Here is a 21216-nt window from a genome sequence, read left to right as displayed (position 1 = left end):
CCCATGAATGACTTACAGATCGACGACATTAAAACCGACGAAAACGCCGCCATGGTGTTGTTGGTGGACGATCAGGCGATGATCGGCGAAGCCGTGCGCCGTGGGCTGTCGAACGAAGAGAACATCGACTTCCACTTCTGCTCCGACCCGCATCAGGCCATCGCCCAGGCGGTACGGATCAAGCCGACGGTGATTTTGCAGGACTTGGTGATGCCCGGCCTCGATGGCCTGAGCCTGGTGCGCGAATACCGCAATCACCCGGCCACCAAGGACATCCCGATCATCGTGCTCTCGACCAAGGAGGACCCGCTGATCAAGAGCGCGGCGTTTTCCGCCGGGGCCAACGATTATCTGGTGAAACTGCCGGACACCATCGAACTGGTGGCGCGCATCCGCTATCACTCGCGCTCCTACATGACCCTGTTGCAACGGGACGCGGCTTATCGCGCGTTGCGGGTCAGCCAGCAGCAGTTGCTCGACACCAACCTGGTGCTGCAACGCCTGATGAACTCCGACGGCCTTACCGGACTGTCCAACCGCCGACACTTCGACGAATACCTGGAACTGGAATGGCGTCGCTCGATGCGCGATCAGAGCCAGTTGTCGCTGCTGATGATCGATGTTGATTACTTCAAGTCGTACAACGACAGCTTCGGCCATGTCGAGGGCGACGAGGCGCTGCGCAAGGTGGCCACGGCGATCCGTGATGCCAGCGCCCGGCCGTCGGACCTGCCGGCGCGCTACGGCGGTGAGGAGTTCGCCCTGGTGCTGCCGAACACCTCGCCGGGCGGCGCGCGGCTGGTGGCGGAGAAACTGCGCCAGACCGTGGCGGCGCTGAAAATTCCGCACAACACCCCCAGCGAAGGGGCGAGCCTGACCATCAGCATCGGCCTGGCGACCATGGTGCCGCAGGCGGGCAGTGACTGCCGGCTGCTGATCTCGGCGGCGGATCGCGGGTTGTATCAGGCGAAGAACAATGGGCGTAATCAGGTCGGTATCGAATAAGCGCCGCCATCCCCTGCAGGAGCTGCCGCAGGCTGCGATCTTTTGATTTTGTTTTTTGAAGATCAAAAGATCGCAGCCTGCGGCAGCTCCTACAGTTTGAGATTGCGCGATTCGCCCCGCCAGACGGGCTGCCGTCACAGCCTGTTTACGTTATACTCGCCGGCTTTCAAAAGTTCGCCAACGAGTGCTGCCCGTCATGGAAATCAACCCGATCCTGAACACCATCAAGGACCTGTCCGAGCGCTCCGAAACTATTCGGGGGTATCTTTGACTACGATCAAAAGCATGAGCGTCTGACCGAAGTCAATCGCGAGCTTGAAGATCCGAGTGTCTGGAACAAACCTGAATACGCCCAGGAACTGGGCCGCGAGCGCTCGGCGCTGGCGCAGATCGTCGACACCCTCGACGAACTGAACGCCGGTCTGGCCGATTGCCGCGACTTGCTGGACATGGCCGTCGAAGAAAACGACGAAGGCGCAGTGGGCGATGTTGTCGCCGAGCTGGCCCGTCTCGAGGAAAACCTCGCCAAGCTTGAATTCCGTCGCATGTTCAGCCACGAGATGGACCCGAACAACGCCTACCTGGACATCCAGGCTGGCTCCGGCGGTACCGAGGCCCAGGACTGGGCCAACATCCTGCTGCGCATGTACCTGCGCTGGGCTGACAAACGTGGTTTCGACGCGACCATCATGGAACTGTCGGCCGGTGAAGTCGCCGGTATCAAAGGTGCGACCGTGCACATCAAGGGCGAATACGCCTTTGGCTGGCTGCGCACCGAGATCGGCGTGCACCGTCTGGTGCGCAAGAGCCCGTTCGACTCCGGCAACCGTCGCCACACTTCGTTCTCTGCGGTGTTCGTCTCGCCCGAGATCGATGACAAGGTGGAAATCGAGATCAACCCGGCAGACCTGCGGATCGACACCTATCGTTCCTCCGGTGCCGGTGGTCAGCACGTAAACACCACCGACTCGGCCGTACGTATCACCCACGTACCGACCAACACCGTGGTCAGCTGCCAGAACGAACGTTCCCAGCACGCCAACAAGGACACCGCCATGAAAATGCTGCGGGCCAAGTTGTACGAGCAGGAAATGCAGAAACGCAACGCCGCGTCGCAAGCGCTGGAAGACACCAAGTCGGACATCGGCTGGGGTCACCAGATCCGCTCTTACGTGCTCGATGCGTCGCGGATCAAGGATCTGCGCACCAACATCGAACGCAGCGACTGCGACAAGGTGCTCGACGGCGACATCGACGAATACCTGGAAGCCAGCCTGAAATCGGGGCTGTAAAAGACGCACACAGGATCGCTGATGCAACGCGATCCCTGTAGGAGCCAGCCCTGCTGGCGATTCCCGGGCCGCCAGGCCCGGGGGCAACGAACCTGATGGAATATCTAAAGACATGAGCGACCAACAACTCGACCCGCAAGCCCTGCAACAGGAAGAAAACTCCCTGATCGCCCTGCGCAAGGAAAAGCTGGCTGCCGAGCGCGCCAAGGGCAACGCTTTCCCGAACGACTTCCGCCGCGAAAACTACTGCGAAGATCTGCAGAAGCAATACGCGGACAAGACCAGGGAAGAGCTGGCCGAGGCTGCAATCCCGGTCAAGGTTGCCGGTCGCATCATGCTCAACCGTGGCTCGTTCATGGTGATCCAGGACATGACCGGTCGCATCCAGGTCTACGTCAACCGTAAAACCCTGTCCGAAGACACCCTGGCCGCCGTCAAGACCTGGGACATGGGCGACATCATTGCCGCTGAAGGCACCCTGGCGCGTTCCGGCAAGGGCGACCTGTACGTCGAAATGACCCACGTGCGCCTGCTGACCAAGTCGCTGCGCCCGCTGCCGGACAAGCACCACGGCCTGACCGACACCGAACAGCGCTACCGTCAGCGTTACGTTGACCTGATCGTCAACGAAGACGTGCGCCAGACCTTCCGCGTGCGTTCGCAAGTGATCGCGCACATCCGCAGCTTCCTGATGAAGCGCGACTTCCTGGAAGTCGAAACGCCGATGCTGCAGACCATCCCGGGCGGCGCTGCGGCCAAGCCGTTCGAAACCCACCACAACGCGCTGGACATGGAAATGTTCCTGCGTATCGCCCCTGAGCTGTACCTCAAGCGTCTGGTGGTGGGTGGTTTCGAAAAAGTGTTCGAGATCAACCGCAACTTCCGTAACGAAGGTGTTTCGACGCGTCACAACCCGGAATTCACCATGTTGGAGTTCTACCAGGCTTACGCCGACTACGAAGACAACATGGACCTGACTGAAGAACTGTTCCGTGAACTGGCGCAACTGGTTTTGGGCAGCACCGACGTGCCGTACGGCGACAAGGTGTTCCACTTCGGCGAGCCGTTCGCCCGCCTGTCGGTGTTCGACTCGATCCTCAAGTACAACCCTGAGCTGACCGCAGACGACCTGAACGACATCGACAAGGCACGCGCCATCGCCAAGAAGGCCGGCGCCAAGGTGCTGGGCTTCGAAGGTCTGGGCAAGCTGCAGGTGATGATTTTCGAAGAGCTGGTCGAGCACAAGCTGGAGCAGCCGCACTTCATCACTCAGTACCCGTTCGAAGTGTCGCCGCTGGCCCGTCGCAACGACGAGAACCCGAACGTCACCGACCGTTTCGAGCTGTTCATCGGCGGCCGTGAAATCGCCAACGCCTACTCCGAGTTGAACGACGCGGAAGACCAGGCCGAGCGTTTCATGGCGCAGGTGGCCGACAAGGACGCCGGCGACGACGAAGCCATGCACTACGACGCCGACTTCGTGCGTGCGCTGGAGTACGGCATGCCGCCAACGGCCGGTGAAGGGATCGGTATCGACCGTCTGGTGATGTTGCTGACCAACTCGCCGTCGATCCGCGATGTGATCCTGTTCCCGCACATGCGACCGCAAGCGTAAACGTTTCAGTTAAAAAGCCGCCTAAAACAGGCGGCTTTTTATTGCCTGTCTGGTACAAATGTATCAATTGGTTAATTTTGCAATAGCAGAGGAAGTCCAGTCGTGATGGTTGCAATCGCTCAAGAAGGTGCAGCGGGTATCGCCACTGCGGTCGCTGAAAGTGTTCAGTACCAGGGCCGCAAGGCCAGCCGACAGGGCAGTGAGCAGCGTCGACAGGACATTCTCGACGCGGCGATGCGCATTGTCGTGCGCGACGGCGTGCGCGCCGTGCGCCACCGGGCCGTGGCCGCGGAGGCCGGCGTGCCGCTGTCGGCCACCACCTATTACTTCAAGGACATCGATGACCTGCTCACCGATACCTTTGCCCAATACGTCGAACGCAGCGCGGCCTACATGGCCAAGCTGTGGAACAACAACGAAGGCCTGTTGCGCGAGATGGTGGTCAGTGGCGACGGCAGCCCCGCGTCGCGCTCGCAGCTGGCGGACGATATCGCACGGCTGATGGCCGACTATGTGCACCGGCAACTGGTCAATCGTCGCGAGCATCTGATGGCCGAGCAGGCGTTCCGCCAGGAAGCGCTGCTCAACCCGCGTCTGGCGGATCTGGTGCGCTCTCATCAGCAGATTCTGCTGCAGGGCACCTGCCAGTTGTTCCAGGTGCTGGGCTCGCGCGAACCGCAGCAGGATGCCAAAGTGTTGACGGCGATTATCGGACGGATGGAATATCAGGGCCTGCTCAACGAAGCCGAGCCTTTGGCCGAACAGGACATGCTCGGGATTCTGACGCGGTATATGCACTTGGTGCTCGCGTCGGTGTAACGCAATCCCTTGTATGAGTGAGCCTGCTCGCGATAGCGGTGTATCAGACAACTAAAGTGTTGAATGCAAATCCGCTATCGCGAGCAGGCTCACTCCTACAGGAGAACGCAATCACCGTGAGGGCGGCGTGTATTCATAGGGAGTGTTGAATGAAAGCCTGGCGTGGCGTGCTGATCGCCCTGTCGTTCCTGCTGCTCAGCGGTTGTCTGGTGACCTTCAAGGACCCGCTGCCCGCCAGCGAGCCCGCGCCCAAGGGGCTGCTGGGCAAATGGGCGAGCACCAATGCCTGGGGCGAGCCGATGAACCTTGAGTTGACCCGGGTCGGCCCCGATCGCTATCAGGCCGTCACCTGGTTCAAGGCCAGACCCCACGAGCGCGAGGCGTATCCGTTCACCGTGTCGCACCATGGCAGTCGCTGGTACCTGTCGGCGAAAGTGCCGGCGCGTTATGGCGGGCAGTACACCATTGCCGGTTTCGAACTGACCGACAAACACGAACTGGTGGTGTACAACCTCGACCTCGAGCAGATCAATCAGGCGATCAAGCAGCAAGCCCTCGACGGCCAGTCTTTCCAGACTGACGACGATGGTGACGGTGTACAGGTCGACAGCCGTCTCGACAAAGTCTTTGCTTACCTCGACGATCCGGCCAATTCCGATGTGTTCGTCGAGGCCGCGCGCTATCAGCGCCAGGCCCGCGCCAAATAATTCAGTACGTCACGTTTTCTACAGGAGTTTCGGGTGGACGATTACCAGCAGACGATACGCACGCTGTCCGATCGCATTGTGCTGGCGCAGACACCGATCCGCGTCCTCGATGCGGTGAAATGGGACGAGAACATCCGCAAGGGCTTTCTCAAGGCCAAGGGCAAGGAAATGCCGGCGGTGGATCGCGACTACTACCTCAATCGACCGCTGTCCTTCGATTCGAGCAAGGTCAAACTGGAATTCCAGAATATCGAGCGCGACATCACCCGTCAGCTCGGTCAGTTCAATCCGGTCGGGCAGATCATGCGGCGCATGTGCAAGGAATACCGGATGGTGGTGCGCATGCTTGAAGCGCGCGGCACCGAGGATTTCGGCCTGATCTCCCAGGAACTCTATGGCGCCGCCTCCGATGCGTTCCACGCCGGCGACCCGACCCTGGCCGACCTCGGCCTGATGATGTCCGACTACCTGAACAACATCGACGGCCGTGGCGACCTGAAGGACGAGCCGAAAATCCTCACTGCCAAGGACGCCGTGCACCTGCTGCAAACGCGCTTGAACAAGGTGTTCGGCGAGGCCGAGGAAACCATCCGCGTGTTCGAGTCCGACGGCATCGTTGCCGACGCGGCGGCGGGCGCCGATTACATCAAGATCCGCACTGACGCGCTGTTCAACGACCGCGATGTGCGTGCACTGGAAGTCCACGAAGGCCTGGTGCACGTCGGCACCACGCTCAATGGCTTGAACCAGCCGATCTGCACTTTCCTGTCCAAAGGCCCGCCTTCGTCGACGGTGACGCAGGAAGGCCTGGCGATCCTGATGGAAATCATCACCTTCGCTTCCTACCCGAGTCGCCTGCGCAAACTGACCAACCGCACTCGCGCCATTCACATGGTCGAGGAGGGCGCGGACTTTTTGCAGGTGTTCGAGTTCTTCCGCGAGCAGGGCTTCGAAATGGCCGAAAGCTACGGCAACGCCAGTCGGGTGTTCCGCGGCTCGACCCCGACCGGTCTGCCATTCACCAAAGACTTGTCCTACCTCAAGGGCTTTATCATGGTTTACAACTACATTCAGTTGGCCGTGCGCAAGGGCAAGCTTGAACAGGTGCCGCTGCTGTTCTGCGGCAAGACCACGCTGGAGGACATGCGCACCCTGCGGCAGTTGGTGGATGAAGGCTTGGTGGTGCCACCGAAGTATCTGCCGGAACAGTTCCGCGACATGAACGCGCTGTCGGCGTGGATGTGCTTCTCCAACTTCCTCAATCATTTGAGCCTGGACCGGATCGAGGCGGATTATTCGAATATCCTCTAGACCACACACTAACCCCCTGTAGGAGTGAGCCTGCTCGCGATAGCAATTGGAGCATTCAACATTGATGTTGTCTGATTCACCGCTATCGCGAGCAGGCTCACTCCTACAGTTTTTGACTGTATTCCAACCCGAATCTTTTGCGAGGTTTCACCGGATGAGAATCCTCGGCATTTTTTGCCTGCTCCTGACCCTCGGCGGTTGCAGTTCGTTGTTGTTCTACCCCGAACCGGGCCAGATCTTCACCCCGGAAAAAGCCAAACTCCAATACCGCACCGTCACCCTGACCACGGCCGACGGCCTCAAGCTGAATGCCTGGTGGCTGCCGGCCAAACCTGGTGTCGAGGTCAAAGGCACGGTGCTGCACCTGCACGGCAACGGCGGCAATCTGCCGATGCACCTCGGCGGCAGTTGGTGGTTGCCGAAAAACGGCTATCAAGTGCTGCTGGTGGACTATCGCGGTTATGGCCTGTCCGAAGGCGAGCCGAGTCTGCCGGCGATCTATCAGGACATCGACGCCGCGTTCGCCTGGCTGGACCAGGCGCCGGAAGTCAAAGGCAAGCCGCTGATCCTGCTCGGCCAGAGCCTCGGCGGCTCGATGGCGGTGCATTGGCTGGCGCAGCATCCGCAGCGGCAGAAACAACTCAAAGCCTTCGTGCTCGACGGTGTGCCCGCCAGCTATCGCAGCGTCGGCCAGTACGCCCTCAGCACTTCATGGCTGACCTGGCCGTTTCAGGTGCCGCTGTCATGGCTGGTGCCGGACGGCGACAGCGCCATCAACTCGATGCCGCAGCTCAAGGGCGTGCCGAAACTGATCTTTCACAGCATCGACGACCCGCTGGTACCGCTTGCCAATGGCATCCGCCTGTATCAAGCGGCGCCACCACCACGGGTGCTGCAATTGACCCGTGGCGGCCACGTGCAGACCTTCGGTGACCCGGTCTGGCGCCAGGTGATGCTGCGTTATCTGGAAGACCCCGAACATTTCAACGGCCTGCGCCGCCTCGGCGAGATCCCGAATTATCCGCAATCTCCGAATTCTGAAGATGAGAGTCCGCAATGAGTGAAGAACGTAACGCCATCCCGCTGATCATCACCGGTATCTGCAGCATCCTCGGCACCGTCGGGGCGCTGTGGTACTACGGTTACCTGCACTTCGCCAAACCCGAGGATGCGCTGCTGCTCAACGAATTCACCATGCTCAAGACCGTGCCGGGCGAAGACTACAAGGTCTCGCTGGACCCGGCGCCGCAAGTGGCGCAGTGCATCGATGGCGTGCTGGTGTTGTTTGATACCGAGCAGAAGGGTTTGACCGGTGTGTTGATCAATGCGCAGAAAAAAGCCGTGCGCTGCATGGGGCAGGAAACCCCACAAAAACTCGAACCTTAAAAGCAAAAGATCGCAGCCTGCGGCAGCTCCTACAGGGATCGCGTTCCGATGTAGGAGCTGCCGCAGGCTGCGATCTTTTGATCTTCAACAAAAAAGCCCCGCCTGACTGAGTCAGGCGGGGCTTTTACGTTACCGCGTGCTGTTTAGTTCGAGCTGACTGCCGAACGTGGCACCACTGGCTGGTTGTCGTTGGAAATGGTCACTTCCACACGACGGTTCATTGCACGGCCGGACACGCTGCCGTTATCGGCAACCGGGTATTCCTTGCCATAACCCTGAACCACGATGCGCGAAGGATCTACGCCCATCTTGATCAGTGCAACTTGTACGGAAGTCGCACGACGCTCGGACAGCGACTGGTTGTACGAAGCCGCGCCGGTGCTGTCGGTGTAACCCTCGACGATCACTTTGCGATCAGGGTTTTCCTGGAGGAATTGCGCCAGTTTGTTGATGTTCACCAGACCGCTGGATTTCAGGTCGGCCTTGTTGGTGGCGAACAGCACGTCACCGAAAGTCACCAGCGTACCGCGATCGGTCTGCTTGGCGTTCAGGCTCTGCTGCAGCTGTTTGATCTGCTGGTCGCGAGCGTCCAGACGCGCCTGGGCACGTTGCGCGGCAGCGTTCTTCAGGTTGTTTTCAGCGGTGCGCAGGGCGATGGTCTGCTTGGCCACTTCCACGCGCTGGTTGGTCAGGTAAGCCAGTTGGTCAACCTTGGCCGCGTCTTGCTTGTCCAGGTAAGCCTTGTCGGCTTTGTCCAGGTAATCGCTCGCGTCTTTGGTTTCCAGGGCAGCGACTTTGCTGGCCTGTGGGTTGGCCTGCAGGCCGGCGTAGTTGGTGCGTGCCTGTTCCAGGTTCGGGTTAGGCGGGGTGGAGCAGGCAGCCAGGGCAACGCTTGCAGCCAGGAGAGCGGGGATCATCAGTTGCTTACGCATAATTTGTCGTCCTTTCTATCGATAAAAGTTTCAGCTTTGCGATTCGGGATGCGCGCTTACTGCACGGTGCGCTGACTTTCCTGACGCAGTTCCTGAACACCTTTCTGGGAATCCTTGACAGCCTGTTCGGCCTTGGCGGCCTGAGCCTTGCGTTCTGCTACGCGAGCATCCCATTCAGCCTGCTCGGCGAGGGTGCGTGCTTGCTCATACTTCTTGTCGTGCATGGCGATTTCGGCTTGCTTGAGCTTGTCCTGAGCCTGCTTCATTTCCACTGCAGCGAACTCGGTACCGCCGGCGCTCACGGCGCTGTTGACTGCCGATTGGGTCACAGCGTACTGCTCGGTCGGTGGGTTACCCGCGCAACCGGCCAGCACGAAGCTGGTGCCGATTGCCAGAGCAGCCAGTTTCAGACCGCGCAGGTGAGAGAACGAGGTTTGGGTCTTCATGGTCTTCAACTCCATTGTTTAACTCCTGATAAAACCGAAAATCCATCCTGGTCGAGGAGCCGCAAGCGTCGTGTAAAAGCGCGTTTTTGAAACGCTCGTTCCAGGCGTGGTTACAGCTTCCGACCGGAGGCGTTTTTCAAAAGTTCAGAAAAGATGGCCCATCGCCGCAAATTTTTTTGACTAAACGGACAAGGCTCTAAACCGGGAACTTTGGCGGTTCGCAGAGGTACGCGCGGGGAAAATCAGACAACTTTTCAACAGGAAACACGAGCCCTGTAGGAGTGAGCCTGCTCGCGATAGCGGTGTGTCAGTCAGCATCAATAGCCACTGACACACCGCTATCGCGAGCAGGCTCACTCCTACAGTTGATCTATGTTGTGTCAGTGTTTCTGTTTACCGGTAGCCGTCGACAGATCCTGCAGATGCCGCCTCGACAGCGCCAGAAAACGCGGGGTCGGGCCGACGTCTTCGTACAGCGGATCGCCTTCTTCATCGGTGGCGACCACGGTCGAGCCTTTCACATACGGCAGGCTCGCCTCGAACTCTTCAAGCGCGGCGCCGATCAGTTCGCCGAGCAGTTCTTCGGGGTGGCGTTTGGGGTACATCTCGGCAATCGCCGCCAGCCGCGCGGCGGCCTCGACGTCCAGATGAATCGTGTAGCCGGTGTCGGTCAGGCGACCCTTGGCGTTTTCTTCCCAATGCTGGGCGAGTTCACGGATTTTCATGATGACCTCATTCGTGCCTGCTCGTGGCAGGCCTGGGTGAGTGTCCGGCGGGGCCGGCGGCAAGCCGTTGTACGGCTTACTGTTGAGACTAGCTTCAAGCCACAAGGTTTAAAGTCCCTTCGTCGTCTGCTTGTAAGAAGCGCCGTAGAGCGGCACTCTCTGGGCAAAGCATTCGTTTCTGAGCCGTCCCGATTACCGCTGGAGAACTGCTGATGACCGATATTGATGCACGCTTGCGCGAGGACGTTCACCTGCTGGGTGAGCTGTTGGGCAATACCATCCGCGACCAGTACGGCGAGGAATTTCTCGACAAGATCGAGCAGATTCGCAAGGGCGCCAAGGCTGACCGGCGCGGTTCGATGGACGCCGAACTGAGCGCCAGCCTCAACCAGTTGAGCGAAGACGAATTGCTCCCGGTGGCGCGGGCGTTCAACCAGTTCCTCAATCTGGCCAACATCGCCGAGCAGTATCAGCTGATTCACCGCCGCGAAGCGTCGCAGCCGGCGCCGTTCGAGTCCCGCGTGCTCCCGGAACTGCTCGCCCGCCTGCGCAACGAAGGCCACAGCGCCGAATCTCTGGCCCGGCAACTGGCGCGTCTGGAAATCGAACTGGTGCTGACCGCGCACCCGACCGAAGTGGCGCGGCGCACGCTGATCCAGAAGTACGACGCGATCGCTGCGCAACTCGCCGCGCAGGATCATCGCGACCTGACCAGCGCCGAGCGCGAACAGATCCACAAGACCCTGCAACGGCTGATCGCCGAAGCCTGGCACACCGAAGAAATCCGCCGCACCCGACCGACCCCGGTCGATGAAGCCAAGTGGGGTTTTGCGGTGATCGAACATTCGCTGTGGCAGGCGATTCCCAACCACATGCGCAAGGCCGATCAGGCGTTGTTCGCCGCCACCGGCCTGCGTTTGCCGCTGGAGGCGGCGCCGATTCGCTTTGCTTCGTGGATGGGCGGCGACCGTGACGGCAATCCCAACGTCACCGCTGCGGTGACCCGCGAAGTGCTGTTGCTGGCGCGCTGGATGGCTGCCGATCTGTACTTGCGCGATGTCGATCATCTTGCTGCCGAACTGTCGATGCAGCAGGCCAGCGACGCGCTCAAGGCCAAGGCCGGTGACAGTGCCGAACCTTATCGTGCGGTGCTCAAGCAATTGCGCGAACGCCTGCGTGCCACGCGCAACTGGGCGCAGGCGTCGCTCAGCGCCAGCACACCGGCACCGGCCGACGTGTTGCACAACAACCGCGACCTGCTCGATCCGCTGGAGCTGTGCTTCAACTCGCTGCACGAGTGCGGCATGGGCGTGATCGCCGACGGGCCGTTGCTCGATTGCCTGCGCCGGGCAGTGACCTTCGGCCTGTTCCTGGTGCGCCTCGATGTGCGCCAGGACTCGACGCGGCACAGTTCGGCGATGACCGAAATCACCGATTACCTCGGCCTCGGTCGCTACGAAGACTGGGACGAAGAACAACGCATCAGTTTCCTGACCCGCGAATTGAGCAATCGCCGGCCACTGCTGCCGGCGCATTTCAAACCGTCCGCCGACACCGCCGAAGTGCTCGCCACTTGCAAGGAAATCGCTGCCGCACCGAGCGCTTCGTTGGGTTCTTACGTGATCTCGATGGCGGGCGCCGCCTCCGACGTGCTGGCCGTGCAACTGCTGCTCAAAGAGTCCGGGGTGTTGCGGCCGATGCGCGTGGTGCCGCTGTTTGAAACCCTCGCCGACCTCGACAACGCCGGGCCGGTGATGGAGCGTCTGTTGCTGCTGCCGGGGTATCGCGCCAGGTTGCAGGGGCCGCAGGAAGTGATGATCGGGTATTCCGACTCGGCCAAGGACGCCGGCACCACGGCGGCGGCATGGGCACAATACCGGGCGCAAGAACGCTTGGTGGACATCTGTCGTGAACAGCAAGTCGAACTGCTGCTGTTCCACGGTCGCGGTGGCACCGTGGGCCGTGGCGGCGGCCCGGCGCACGCGGCGATCCTGTCGCAGCCACCGGGGTCGGTGGCGGGGCGCTTCCGCACCACCGAGCAGGGGGAAATGATTCGATTCAAATTCGGCCTGCCGGACATCGCCGAGCAGAACCTCAACCTGTATCTGGCCGCCGTGCTCGAAGCGACGCTGTTGCCGCCGCCACCACCGACGCCCGAGTGGCGGCACCTGATGGATGAACTGGCCGCCGACGGCGTCGCCGCGTATCGCGCCGTGGTGCGGGAGAATCCACAGTTCGTCGAGTACTTTCGCCAGTCCACGCCGGAGCAGGAATTGGGGCGCTTGCCGTTGGGCAGCCGCCCGGCCAAACGCCGCGCCGGCGGCATCGAAAGCCTGCGGGCGATTCCGTGGATCTTCGGCTGGACCCAGACCCGCCTGATGTTGCCGGCCTGGCTCGGTTGGGAAACTGCATTGAGCAAGGCGCTGGAGCGGGGTGAAGGCGAACTGCTCGGGCAGATGCGCGAACAATGGCCGTTCTTCCGCACGCGCATCGACATGCTGGAAATGGTCCTGGCCAAGGCCGACGCCGACATTGCGCTGTCCTACGATCAGCGTCTGGTCGAGCCGGACCTGCTGCCGTTGGGCGCGCAGTTACGCGACCTATTGTCGCAGGCGTGCGCGGTGGTGCTCGGCTTGACCGGCCAGTCGCAGCTGCTGGCACATAGCCCCGACACCCTGGAATTCATCCGTCTGCGCAACACCTACCTCGACCCGCTTCATCTATTGCAGGCCGAACTGTTGGCTCGTTCACGGCAGCAGGATGTCGAGCAGGGCAGCCCGGTGGAGCAGGCGCTGCTGGTGTCTGTGGCGGGGATTGCCGCCGGTTTGCGCAATACCGGCTAAGGTTCTTGCGGTGGCGTCAGGCACCCGGTGCACAGGCCGGGTGCCGCTTTGTACACAGGCAGAACGTGCGGGCAGGCGACAGTTAATGATGGGGTTGCGACTTGGGTTACCGCGTCGCAAGGTCGCGGCGGGCGCCGGTTTCTCCGACTTTTGGCGTCTTGTGTGGGCGCAGCCTGCTGTGTATCTTGATCAGCCTTTGGCCGTTTGTGCGGCCACGACCCGTTTTTTGAGATTGGCCCAAAGAGGCGAATCCCGTTGTTTTCTATATAAAAAATTGAGGAGCACATCGATGCGCGTCATTCTGCTGGGAGCTCCCGGGGCCGGTAAAGGTACTCAGGCTAAGTTCATCACCGAGAAATTCGGCATTCCGCAAATCTCCACCGGCGACATGCTGCGTGCAGCGGTCAAGGCTGGCACTCCACTGGGCGTTCAAGCCAAGAGCATCATGGATGCCGGCGGCCTGGTGTCGGATGACCTGATCATCGCGCTGGTGCAGGATCGCATCGCTCAACCAGACTGCGCCAACGGCTTTCTGTTCGACGGTTTCCCGCGCACCATTCCACAGGCCGAAGCATTGGTAACTGCCGGTGTCGAGCTGGACGCTGTGGTTGAAATCGCTGTTGAAGACGAAGAAATCGTTCAGCGCATTGCCGGTCGTCGCGTTCACGAGGCCAGCGGCCGCGTTTACCACATCGTCTACAACCCGCCGAAAGTGGCTGGCAAGGACGACGTCACCGGCGACGATCTGGTGCAGCGCAAGGACGACACCGAAGAAACCGTGCGTCATCGCCTGTCGGTTTACCATTCGCAGACCAAGCCACTGGTGGATTTCTACCAGAAGCTTTCCGCTGCCAACGGCAAGCCGAAGTACAGCCACATCCCGGGCGTTGGTTCGGTCGAAGCGATCACCGCCAAGGTGCTCGAAGCGCTGAGCTGAAAAAGCTGATTGGCTGCATCATCCACGGCCCGCTTGCGGGCCGTAGTTGTTTATACTGACGCACTTTTTCTCCCACCTGTTTTGGATACATCGATGAGCACCTTGCTGGCCCTGGACACCGCGACCGAAGCTTGCTCCGTTGCCTTGCTGCATGACGGCAAGGTCACGAGCCATTACGAGGTGATCCCGCGTCTGCACGCGCAGAAGCTGCTGCCGATGATCCAGCAATTGCTGGCCGACGCCGGCACTACGCTGCAAGCGGTGGACGCCATCGCATTTGGGCGTGGTCCGGGCGCGTTCACCGGCGTGCGGATCGCCATCGGTGTGGTGCAGGGCTTGGCGTTTGCCCTGGATCGTCCGGTGTTGCCGGTGTCGAACCTGGCGGTGCTGGCGCAGCGTGCGTATCGCGAACACGGCGTGAGCCAGGTCGCGGCGGCCATCGATGCGCGGATGGATGAAGTGTATTGGGGCTGCTACCGCGCGACGGCCGGCGAGATGCGTCTGGTCGGTGCCGAAGCGGTACTGCCACCGGAAGTGGCGGCGCTGCCGGCCGATGCCAGCGGCGAATGGTTCGGTGCCGGTACCGGTTGGGGTTATGGCGAGCGGATCGCGGTCAGTCTGTCCGGTCAGGACGCCGGCATGCTGCCTCACGCTGAAGACCTGCTGACCCTGGCGCGGTTTGCCTGGGAACGCGGCGAGTCGATCCCGGCCGATGATGCGCAACCGGTTTATCTGCGCGATAAGGTCGCCACGCCCAAGGCTCGCTGAGGCCTTACTTCTAGTGGGGAAGCTTCTGTGGTGAGGGGATTTATCCCCGATAGGCTGCGAAGCAGCCGCTGATTTTGGGGCCGCTTTGCGCCCCATCGGGGATAAATCCCCTCACCACAAAAGCCTTCTGCGAACCCTCACGGGGCCGCCAATCGTCAGTTTCCAACCCCGCGCTTTAAACCTTTTTCGCTTTATGTGTTCTAGTTATCACTCGGCAGTTTGCTAAGTCGGTCAGGTGCCGCTAAATTGCCATCATCGATACCGAGCATGAACTTATGCGTATAGACGGCCTTTCCTCTCAGTCTTACCCCATCAAGCGCAAGCCTCGCAAAGGCAACGTGGCGCTGGATGAGTCCGTCGACGATATCGACGGCGAGCTGGAATTCCCGACCGAAGAGCAACTGGCCGCCCGTGCTGCCAAAGCCTCCGCACAACGCCTCGCTAATCTGCCCGCCCGTCAGCAAGACATGATTTATCACCGCGCCATGAGCAAAAGCGTAGCGATGGCCCTGGCCAGCTACCTGAGCACCGCCGGTTTTGTCGATTGGGATGCGGATGTGCTGGGCCTCGATCTGTACATCTGATGGCGCTGCCTTACTACCTCGGTTGCCCGTCCTGGAGCGAAAACGCCTGGCGCGAGTATCTGTACCCCGAGGACGCCAAGACCTCCGATTTTCTCAGTCTCTATTCGCAAGTGTTCAACGCCGTGGAAGGCAACACGACCTTCTACGCCAGCCCCTCGCCGGCCACCGTGCAGCGTTGGGCCGAGACCATGCCCGAACACTTTCGCTTCACCGCCAAATTCCCCGGCGACATCAGCCACAGCGGTGACCTGCGCGATCAACTGACCGCCGCCGAAACCTTCGTCAACCTGCTCAGCCCGCTCGGCGAACGTGTCTCGCCGCTATGGCTGCAACTGTCGAAAAGCTTTACCCCGCATCGGCTGCCCGAGCTGACTGCGTTCATCGACGCGCTGGACCGGCCACTGGCGGTGGAAGTGCGCCACGAGCAGTTCTTCGCCAAGGGCGAGAGCGAGCGCCTGCTCAATCGCCTGCTGCTGGAGCGCGGAGTGGAGCGCATCTGCCTCGATCCACGGGCGTTGTTCAGTTGCCTGTCGACCGAGTCGTCGGTGATCCACGCGCAATCGAAAAAGCCCCGGGTGCCGACCCGTCCAGCGGCGTTCACCCAATGCCCGCAGGTGCGTTTCATCGGCCATCCCGAGCTTGAGGCCAACGACCCGTTCCTGGTGCCGTGGGTGTCGAAAATCGCCGAGTGGATCGAAGAGGGTCGCACGCCGTACATCTTCCTGCACACCGCCGACAACATCATGGCGGCGAAGCTGGCGCAACGTTTTCACGCACAATTGATGCAACGTTTGCCTGGCCTGCCATCCCTGCCTGAGCTATACAGAGAACCCGCCGCCGAGCAACTTGGCCTGCTCTGAGGCGGATGACTACTGCCAGGAGTTCGCCAATGGATGCGCAAACCCGTAAAGCCCAAGCCTTCAAAGCCCTGCATGAGCAATCGCGGATTTTCGTCATGCCCAATCCATGGGATGCAGGCTCCGCGAAGATGCTCGCCAGCCTGGGCTATCCGGCGTTGGCGACCACCAGCGCCGGTTATGCGTTTTCCCAAGGCAAGGCCGACGGCGCCTTGAGTCTCGATGAGACTCTGGCCAATGTCCGGGCGATTGTTGCGGCGACCGATCTGCCGGTGGCGGTGGATCTGGAAAACGGTTTTGCCGATGACCCGGGCGAGTGCGCGAAAAGCCTGTTGCGCGCCGCCGAAGCGGGCGCGGTAGGCGGTTCGATCGAGGACGCCACGGGCCGTGCCGACGCGCCGATCTATTGCTTCGAGCACGCCGTGGCGCGCATCGAAGCCGCCGTCGCTGCTGTGCGCACGCTGCCATTTCCCTTCACCCTGACCGCCCGCGCCGAAAACTACCTGCACGGCAACCCCGATATCCACGACACCATTCGCCGCCTGCAGGCCTTTGCCGAGGCCGGCGCCGACGTGTTGTACGCGCCGGGTCTGCGCAATGCCGAAGAAGTGCTGGCGGTGGTGCGCGCAGTGGCGCCGAAACCAGTCAACGTGTTGATGTCCGGTGGTTTGCAACTGACGGTGCAGGAGCTGGAAGAAATGGGCGTGCGGCGCATCAGTACCGGTTCGGCCTTGGCGCTGGCGGCGTTCGGCGAGTTTTTCCGTGCGGCTGAAGAGATACAGCACAGCGGCACCTTTGGCTTCACCTCCCAATCGATGCCGTACGCCAAGGCCAACCAGTTTTTCCAAGGCTGAGCGTGGGTCGCTGGATCGCGCTGTCGATACTGCTGATCATCGCCGGGGCCGTGGTCAGTGTCTGGCGCGGTTGGCTCGACGTGCCGACCGAGTGGAATCCGTGGGCGCCGCTGGACGTGAAGGCCGCGCCGAACTGGCTGACCGGTTTCAAACTGATGCGCCTGCGCGGCAATCCCGAGTTATGCGCAGAGGTACTGAGCCACTCGGGGCTGCGTGTCACAGCGCAAGCCGACAGCCCTGACGCCAAGTGCCCGCTGATCGGCGTCGTGCGCGTGCAGGGCGGCGAAGTGGCGCTGAGCAGCAGCTTCCTCGCCAGTTGTCCGCTGGTAGTGGCTTACGCGATGTTTGAACGGCATACCCTGCAACCTGCCGCACAGTCTGTTTACGGTCAGCGAGTGGCGCGGCTCGAGCACCTCGGCAGCTTTGCCTGCCGCAACGTCTATAACCGTGAGAGCGGGGCGCTCAGCCGTCACGCCAGTGCCGATGCGCTGGACATCGCCGGTTTTCGTCTGGCGGACGGACGCAGCATCAGTGTGCTCAAGGATTGGCCGAAACAAAATCAGGACGCACAGTTTCTGCGGCAGGTGCGCGACGGCGCCTGCGAGGCGTTCAGTGTGGTGTTGAGCCCGGATTACAACGCCGCCCATCGCAATCACTTTCATGTCGATGTCGGACGCTGGAGCGTGTGTCGCTGAGGGATCAGGCGGCGAGGCGCAGGTTCTGCAGGACGATCGGGCGTGCCCAGCCGTTATCGAAGTCCAGCGCTTTCTGCTGCTCGACGATTTCTTCCGGCGGGAACGGCGGGTTAGGCTTCTGCAGCAGGTCGAGGTCGAATTCGGCAATCGGCAGGTACAGCGGCTTTTTCTGCGGTGCCGGGCCAGGCTCTGGCGCAGGCTGACCGTTGTTGACCACAATCGGGCGGACCCAGCTGCTGTCGAAATCCTGCTGCAGTTGTTGAGCCTGGATTTCTTCTGGCGGGAATGGTGGGAATGGCTTGTCCAGCAGTTCCATTTCGAACTCGGCGATCGGCAGGAACAGCGGCTCCGGCGGACGCACTTCGGTGTCGACCACATCACACTGACGTTGCTCGACGATGTGTGCGTGCAGCTCGCTGCCCAGGGTCGGTTCTTCCGGGCTGTTCAGGTCAACCGGCGGAAACGTGCCACAGGCCGGCACCACATCACTCGTCTGTTCGGCTAGGGCCTGGGCAAAGAAATCCTGCCACAGGTGACTGACGCCGCTCAGTGCTTGAGTGTTATGACGGCTAAAGTCGCCATGGGGCGAGATGTAGCCAATCGATGTGGGAAGAATGCCTGACATTTTTTTCGGTTGACGCTCAGCTCTGGCAAAATGCGCGTTGATTGGTTTATCGGCCACTTTTTGCCGATCCTTAACTTTTTTGAGCGTGTTTTCATGATTGAGCAACCCGCGGCCTGCCGCATCCATGTCCAGGCCTTGAGCCCGACGTTTGAAGCGCAAGCCGAGCAGTGGGCCGAGCGTCTGGGCCTGCCGATGCAAGTGGCCGACGGCGAGTTCGCCCTGCAACTGGGCGAGCAGGGTTTGCAGCTGCAACAGCTCGGCCCGGATGCACCGGGGCCGGTGCGGGTCGATTTCGTCGAGGGCGGTGCGGCGCACCGGCGTCTGTACGGTGGCGGCAGCGGGCAGATGATCGCCAAGGCGGTCGGCATCGCTCAGGGCGTGCGTCCACGGGTGCTGGACGCTACGGCGGGGTTGGGCAAGGATGCGTTCGTGCTGGCCAGTCTGGGCTGCGAGATGAGCCTGATCGAGCGGCAGCCGCTGATCGGTGCGTTGCTCGAGGACGGTCTGGCGCGGGCGGCGGCAGATTTCGACGTGGCGCCGATTGTCGCGCGGATGACGTTGCTCAAGGGCAACTCGATCGAGGTCATGCGCAACTGGGAGGGCGAGCCGCCACAGGTGATCTACCTCGACCCGATGTTCCCGCATCGCGAGAAGACGGCGCTGGTGAAGAAAGAGATGCGCCTGTTCCGGCCGCTGGTCGGGGATGATCCGGATGCGCCGGCGCTGCTGGAGGCGGCGCTGGCACTGGCGACGCACCGCGTGGTGGTCAAGCGCCCGCGCAAGGCACCGTGTATCGAAGGGCCGAAGCCGAGCCATGCACTGGATGGCAAATCCAGTCGGTATGACATCTACCCGAAGAAAGCGCTCAAGCCCTGAATCCGAGTCGCCCCCTTCGCGAGCAGGCTCGCTCCCACCTTTGAAATGCATTCCAATGTGGGAGCGAGCCTGCTCGCGAAGGGGCCAGACCAAACACCAAATCTCTAGGGTTTGTAAGCCCGCATAAACAACCCCACCACCTCCTGCACATGACTCTCTGCAGCTTCTTCGCTCAGCGGCTCACCGCAGCAATACAGCAAGCGAAAATTCCCCGCGCCCTTGATCAGGCAGAAGAAATGCTCGGCCGCGTTGCGTGGCTGGTCGATGCTCAGCGCGCCGGTCTCGTCGATGCGCTTCAGCAGCCGCTCCATCCCTTGCACCATGCGCTCGGGGCCGGCCTCGAAAAAGATCTGCGACAGCTTCGGGTCCTGCGTCCCCAGTGCCATCATCAAACGGTGCAGATTCACCGACTCATCGCTGTTGATCAGTTGGTGAAAGCCCCGCGCAATGTTCAGCAACACATTTTCCACGGCGATGCCGGCGGGCAATTCGAAGAACAGCGGCGGTAACTGCTCCTCGCATTTGGCCATCACGGCCGAGGAGAACAGGGTTTCCTTGTCGTTGAAATGGCTGTAAACGGTCAACTTCGACACGCCGGCCTCGGCGGCGACCGCGTCCATGCTGGTGTTGGCGTAGCCGTGACTCAGAAACAGGGTTTTCGCCGCATCGAGGATCGCCCGGCGCTTGGCCGGATCCTTCGGACGGCCCGGGCCGTTTGGAGCTGCAAGATTGTTCGACATTCTTCGCTTTTAATACTGGACTGGTGAGTTTGCTATTAATACCATACCGGCCAGTATAAATATTCCAAGCACCATTAGCGAAAGGTCCGTCACCATGTTCCGCCATGCGTTGTCCTTTGCCGTGCCAGTCAGCCTGGCCTTTTTATTGTCCGCATGCGGTCAGGAAGAGGCGGCGCAAGTCAGCATTCGACCGGCCATGGTGGTGCAGCCAGAGCCTTCGGCGCAGGCGATGGAAAGTTATCCGGGGGAGGTTCGTGCCCGCTACGAACCGGATCTGGCGTTCCGCATCGGCGGCAAAGTCAGCCGACGACTGGTCGAAGAAGGTCAGCGGGTGAAGGCCGATCAGCCACTGGCCGAACTCGATCCGCAGGACGTGCGCCTGCAATTGGAAGCCACCCGTGCACAGGTCGCCGCTGCCGAAGCCAATCTGAACCTGGTGCGCGCCGAGCGTGACCGCTACAAAACCTTGATGGAGCGGCAGATGGTCAGCCGTTCCGCCTACGACAACGCGGAAAACCTCTATCGCTCCGGCGAAGCCCGGCTCAAGCAGATCAAAGCCGAATTCAACGTCTCGACCAACCAGGCCAGCTACGCCGTGCTGCGCGCCCCGCAGGATGGCGTGGTGGCCAAGCGTGCGGTGGAAGTCGGGCAAGTGGTCGCTGCCGGGCAAACCGTGTTCACCCTCGCCACTGATGGCGAGCGCGAAGTGTCGATCAGCCTGCCGGAGCAGAGCTTCGGGCGCTTCAAGGTCGGGCAGCCCGTGACTGTTGAATTGTGGACCCAGCAGAACCAGCGCTTCGCCGGGCAGATCCGTGAGCTGTCGCCGGCGGCCGATCCGAAATCCCGCACCTTCGCTGCGCGCATCGCGTTCACCAGCGGCAAGGTCCCGGCCGAACTCGGTCAGAGCGCCCGGGTGTTTGTTCAGTCGGCCGATGCCGTGCCGTTGTCAGTGCCGCTCTCTGCGCTGACCGCGGAAAACGGCGCGACCTACGTCTGGGTCGTCAGCGCCAACAACACCTTGAAAAAGACCCCGGTGCGCGTCGGCCCGTTCGGCGAGAAAAGTGTCCCGGTGCTCGAAGGCCTGAGCGCCAGCGACTGGGTGGTCGCCGCCGGCGTTCACGTGTTGCTCGAAGGTCAGCAGGTGCGTCCGGTGGATCGCTCCAATCGTGCCGTTCATCTGGCGGACAAGGAGTAACCCC

General features: G+C 61.3%; 22 protein-coding genes. 17 read left to right on the top strand and 5 right to left on the bottom strand.

Going from position 1 to position 21216, the window contains the following annotated elements:
- The first annotated feature begins 3 nt into the window (after positions 1-3).
- The 8 genes from HBN98_RS03305 (at position 4) to HBN98_RS03270 (ending at position 8135) form a co-directional block, all read left to right on the top strand.
- Complete coding sequence (locus HBN98_RS03305; RefSeq protein WP_064586148.1) at positions 4-1005, top strand: response regulator; 1002 nt, start codon at positions 4-6, stop codon at positions 1003-1005.
- A gap of 196 nt (positions 1006-1201) precedes the next feature.
- A protein-coding gene (gene prfB, locus HBN98_RS03300) for a peptide chain release factor 2 (protein WP_098967418.1) occupies positions 1202-2297 on the top strand; the annotation gives its coding sequence in 2 pieces (ribosomal slippage) (positions 1202-1273 and positions 1275-2297; 1095 coding nt in all).
- 112 nt (positions 2298-2409) lie between these two features.
- Positions 2410-3912 carry a lysine--tRNA ligase gene (gene lysS, locus HBN98_RS03295; RefSeq protein WP_083366899.1) on the top strand — a complete coding sequence of 501 codons (1503 nt, stop codon included), beginning with the start codon at positions 2410-2412 and terminating at the stop codon, positions 3910-3912.
- A gap of 105 nt (positions 3913-4017) precedes the next feature.
- Positions 4018-4731, top strand: a complete 714-nt coding sequence (locus HBN98_RS03290; RefSeq protein ID WP_064586150.1) for a TetR/AcrR family transcriptional regulator — start codon at positions 4018-4020, stop codon at positions 4729-4731.
- A gap of 149 nt (positions 4732-4880) precedes the next feature.
- Positions 4881-5438, top strand: coding sequence for a hypothetical protein (locus tag HBN98_RS03285; RefSeq protein WP_083366898.1), 558 nt, complete (start codon positions 4881-4883; stop codon positions 5436-5438).
- A gap of 33 nt (positions 5439-5471) precedes the next feature.
- Complete coding sequence (locus tag HBN98_RS03280; RefSeq protein WP_003222055.1) at positions 5472-6749, top strand: flavohemoglobin expression-modulating QEGLA motif protein; 1278 nt, start codon at positions 5472-5474, stop codon at positions 6747-6749.
- A 154-nt stretch (positions 6750-6903) separates the two neighbouring features.
- The gene (locus HBN98_RS03275) at positions 6904-7809 is read left to right on the top strand and encodes an alpha/beta hydrolase (protein ID WP_064586152.1); all 906 of its coding nucleotides are present in this window, start codon (positions 6904-6906) and stop codon (positions 7807-7809) included.
- Entirely contained in the window at positions 7806-8135 is a 330-nt protein-coding gene (locus HBN98_RS03270) for a PA3694 family proteiin (RefSeq protein ID WP_083366897.1), read from the top strand. The genes HBN98_RS03275 and HBN98_RS03270 overlap by 4 nt, the downstream gene beginning before the upstream one ends.
- A 143-nt stretch (positions 8136-8278) precedes the next feature.
- On the opposite strand, the gene lptF is transcribed toward HBN98_RS03270, so the two are convergent.
- The 3 genes from lptF to HBN98_RS03255 all read right to left on the bottom strand — a co-directional run bounded on the left by lptF (position 8279) and on the right by HBN98_RS03255 (position 10238).
- The gene (gene lptF / locus HBN98_RS03265) at positions 8279-9067 is read right to left on the bottom strand and encodes a lipotoxin F family OmpA-related lipoprotein LptF (RefSeq protein ID WP_041063276.1); all 789 of its coding nucleotides are present in this window, start codon (positions 9065-9067) and stop codon (positions 8279-8281) included.
- Positions 9068-9123: 56 nt separating this feature from the next.
- Positions 9124-9528, bottom strand: coding sequence for a DUF4398 domain-containing protein (locus HBN98_RS03260; protein ID WP_007964219.1), 405 nt, complete (start codon positions 9526-9528; stop codon positions 9124-9126).
- Between the two features lie 365 nt (positions 9529-9893).
- The gene (locus HBN98_RS03255; RefSeq protein ID WP_064586154.1) at positions 9894-10238 is read right to left on the bottom strand and encodes a hypothetical protein; all 345 of its coding nucleotides are present in this window, start codon (positions 10236-10238) and stop codon (positions 9894-9896) included.
- Positions 10239-10450: 212 nt separating this feature from the next.
- Here HBN98_RS03255 and ppc point away from each other — a divergent pair, with 212 nt between their 5' ends.
- The 7 genes from ppc (at position 10451) to HBN98_RS03220 (ending at position 17776) form a co-directional block, all read left to right on the top strand.
- Positions 10451-13081 (top strand): phosphoenolpyruvate carboxylase, encoded by a 2631-nt coding sequence (gene ppc, locus HBN98_RS03250; RefSeq protein WP_083366896.1) that lies wholly within the window; start codon positions 10451-10453, stop codon positions 13079-13081.
- Positions 13082-13370: 289 nt separating this feature from the next.
- Positions 13371-14018: an adenylate kinase gene (adk, locus tag HBN98_RS03245; RefSeq protein WP_003222067.1), complete on the top strand. Its 648-nt coding sequence runs from the start codon at positions 13371-13373 to the stop codon at positions 14016-14018.
- A 93-nt stretch (positions 14019-14111) separates the two neighbouring features.
- Positions 14112-14786, top strand: a complete 675-nt coding sequence (tsaB, locus tag HBN98_RS03240; RefSeq protein ID WP_083366895.1) for a tRNA (adenosine(37)-N6)-threonylcarbamoyltransferase complex dimerization subunit type 1 TsaB — start codon at positions 14112-14114, stop codon at positions 14784-14786.
- Between the two features lie 275 nt (positions 14787-15061).
- Entirely contained in the window at positions 15062-15370 is a 309-nt protein-coding gene (locus HBN98_RS03235) for a hypothetical protein (protein ID WP_003222071.1), read from the top strand.
- Positions 15370-16230 (top strand): DUF72 domain-containing protein, encoded by an 861-nt coding sequence (locus HBN98_RS03230; protein ID WP_083366894.1) that lies wholly within the window; start codon positions 15370-15372, stop codon positions 16228-16230. The genes HBN98_RS03235 and HBN98_RS03230 overlap by 1 nt, the downstream gene beginning before the upstream one ends.
- 29 nt (positions 16231-16259) lie before the next feature.
- Positions 16260-17081, top strand: coding sequence for an isocitrate lyase/PEP mutase family protein (locus HBN98_RS03225; protein ID WP_083366893.1), 822 nt, complete (start codon positions 16260-16262; stop codon positions 17079-17081).
- A gap of 2 nt (positions 17082-17083) precedes the next feature.
- The gene (locus tag HBN98_RS03220; RefSeq protein WP_083366892.1) at positions 17084-17776 is read left to right on the top strand and encodes an extensin-like domain-containing protein; all 693 of its coding nucleotides are present in this window, start codon (positions 17084-17086) and stop codon (positions 17774-17776) included.
- 4 nt (positions 17777-17780) lie between these two features.
- On the opposite strand, the gene HBN98_RS03215 is transcribed toward HBN98_RS03220, so the two are convergent.
- Positions 17781-18401: an energy transducer TonB gene (locus tag HBN98_RS03215; RefSeq protein ID WP_083369369.1), complete on the bottom strand. Its 621-nt coding sequence runs from the start codon at positions 18399-18401 to the stop codon at positions 17781-17783.
- A 93-nt stretch (positions 18402-18494) separates the two neighbouring features.
- Here HBN98_RS03215 and HBN98_RS03210 point away from each other — a divergent pair, with 93 nt between their 5' ends.
- Positions 18495-19277: a class I SAM-dependent methyltransferase gene (locus HBN98_RS03210; protein ID WP_064586161.1), complete on the top strand. Its 783-nt coding sequence runs from the start codon at positions 18495-18497 to the stop codon at positions 19275-19277.
- A gap of 104 nt (positions 19278-19381) precedes the next feature.
- Here the strand turns inward: HBN98_RS03210 and HBN98_RS03205 are convergent, their stop codons facing one another.
- Entirely contained in the window at positions 19382-20017 is a 636-nt protein-coding gene (locus tag HBN98_RS03205; RefSeq protein ID WP_064586162.1) for a TetR/AcrR family transcriptional regulator, read from the bottom strand.
- A gap of 94 nt (positions 20018-20111) precedes the next feature.
- On the opposite strand from HBN98_RS03205, the gene HBN98_RS03200 reads away from it, so the two are divergent.
- Positions 20112-21212: an efflux RND transporter periplasmic adaptor subunit gene (locus HBN98_RS03200; RefSeq protein ID WP_064586163.1), complete on the top strand. Its 1101-nt coding sequence runs from the start codon at positions 20112-20114 to the stop codon at positions 21210-21212.
- Positions 21213-21216 lie beyond the last annotated feature (4 nt).

The organism is Pseudomonas koreensis (assembly GCF_012986595.1).
GTDB lineage: Bacteria > Pseudomonadota > Gammaproteobacteria > Pseudomonadales > Pseudomonadaceae > Aquipseudomonas > Aquipseudomonas koreensis.
The sequence above is the reverse complement of the archived record's forward strand: the minus strand, read 5'-3'. Positions and strand labels throughout refer to the sequence as shown.

What these genes read in the sequence shown, in the direction of transcription:
- HBN98_RS03275 (WP_064586152.1), top strand. Translation starts at nt 6,904, where the DNA reads ATGAGAATCCTCGGCATTTTTTGCCTGCTCCTGACCCTCGGCGGTTGC.
- HBN98_RS03290 (WP_064586150.1), top strand. Translation starts at nt 4,018, where the DNA reads ATGGTTGCAATCGCTCAAGAAGGTGCAGCGGGTATCGCCACTGCGGTC.
- HBN98_RS03305 (WP_064586148.1), top strand. Translation starts at nt 4, where the DNA reads ATGAATGACTTACAGATCGACGACATTAAAACCGACGAAAACGCCGCC.
- HBN98_RS03235 (WP_003222071.1), top strand. Translation starts at nt 15,062, where the DNA reads ATGCGTATAGACGGCCTTTCCTCTCAGTCTTACCCCATCAAGCGCAAG.
- HBN98_RS03205 (WP_064586162.1), bottom strand. Translation starts at nt 20,017, where the DNA reads ATGTCGAACAATCTTGCAGCTCCAAACGGCCCGGGCCGTCCGAAGGAT.
- HBN98_RS03225 (WP_083366893.1), top strand. Translation starts at nt 16,260, where the DNA reads ATGGATGCGCAAACCCGTAAAGCCCAAGCCTTCAAAGCCCTGCATGAG.
- HBN98_RS03285 (WP_083366898.1), top strand. Translation starts at nt 4,881, where the DNA reads ATGAAAGCCTGGCGTGGCGTGCTGATCGCCCTGTCGTTCCTGCTGCTC.
- HBN98_RS03200 (WP_064586163.1), top strand. Translation starts at nt 20,112, where the DNA reads ATGTTCCGCCATGCGTTGTCCTTTGCCGTGCCAGTCAGCCTGGCCTTT.
- HBN98_RS03255 (WP_064586154.1), bottom strand. Translation starts at nt 10,238, where the DNA reads ATGAAAATCCGTGAACTCGCCCAGCATTGGGAAGAAAACGCCAAGGGT.
- adk (WP_003222067.1), top strand. Translation starts at nt 13,371, where the DNA reads ATGCGCGTCATTCTGCTGGGAGCTCCCGGGGCCGGTAAAGGTACTCAG.
- HBN98_RS03215 (WP_083369369.1), bottom strand. Translation starts at nt 18,401, where the DNA reads ATGTCAGGCATTCTTCCCACATCGATTGGCTACATCTCGCCCCATGGC.
- HBN98_RS03270 (WP_083366897.1), top strand. Translation starts at nt 7,806, where the DNA reads ATGAGTGAAGAACGTAACGCCATCCCGCTGATCATCACCGGTATCTGC.
- tsaB (WP_083366895.1), top strand. Translation starts at nt 14,112, where the DNA reads ATGAGCACCTTGCTGGCCCTGGACACCGCGACCGAAGCTTGCTCCGTT.
- lysS (WP_083366899.1), top strand. Translation starts at nt 2,410, where the DNA reads ATGAGCGACCAACAACTCGACCCGCAAGCCCTGCAACAGGAAGAAAAC.
- HBN98_RS03210 (WP_064586161.1), top strand. Translation starts at nt 18,495, where the DNA reads ATGATTGAGCAACCCGCGGCCTGCCGCATCCATGTCCAGGCCTTGAGC.
- HBN98_RS03260 (WP_007964219.1), bottom strand. Translation starts at nt 9,528, where the DNA reads ATGGAGTTGAAGACCATGAAGACCCAAACCTCGTTCTCTCACCTGCGC.
- HBN98_RS03230 (WP_083366894.1), top strand. Translation starts at nt 15,370, where the DNA reads ATGGCGCTGCCTTACTACCTCGGTTGCCCGTCCTGGAGCGAAAACGCC.
- lptF (WP_041063276.1), bottom strand. Translation starts at nt 9,067, where the DNA reads ATGCGTAAGCAACTGATGATCCCCGCTCTCCTGGCTGCAAGCGTTGCC.
- ppc (WP_083366896.1), top strand. Translation starts at nt 10,451, where the DNA reads ATGACCGATATTGATGCACGCTTGCGCGAGGACGTTCACCTGCTGGGT.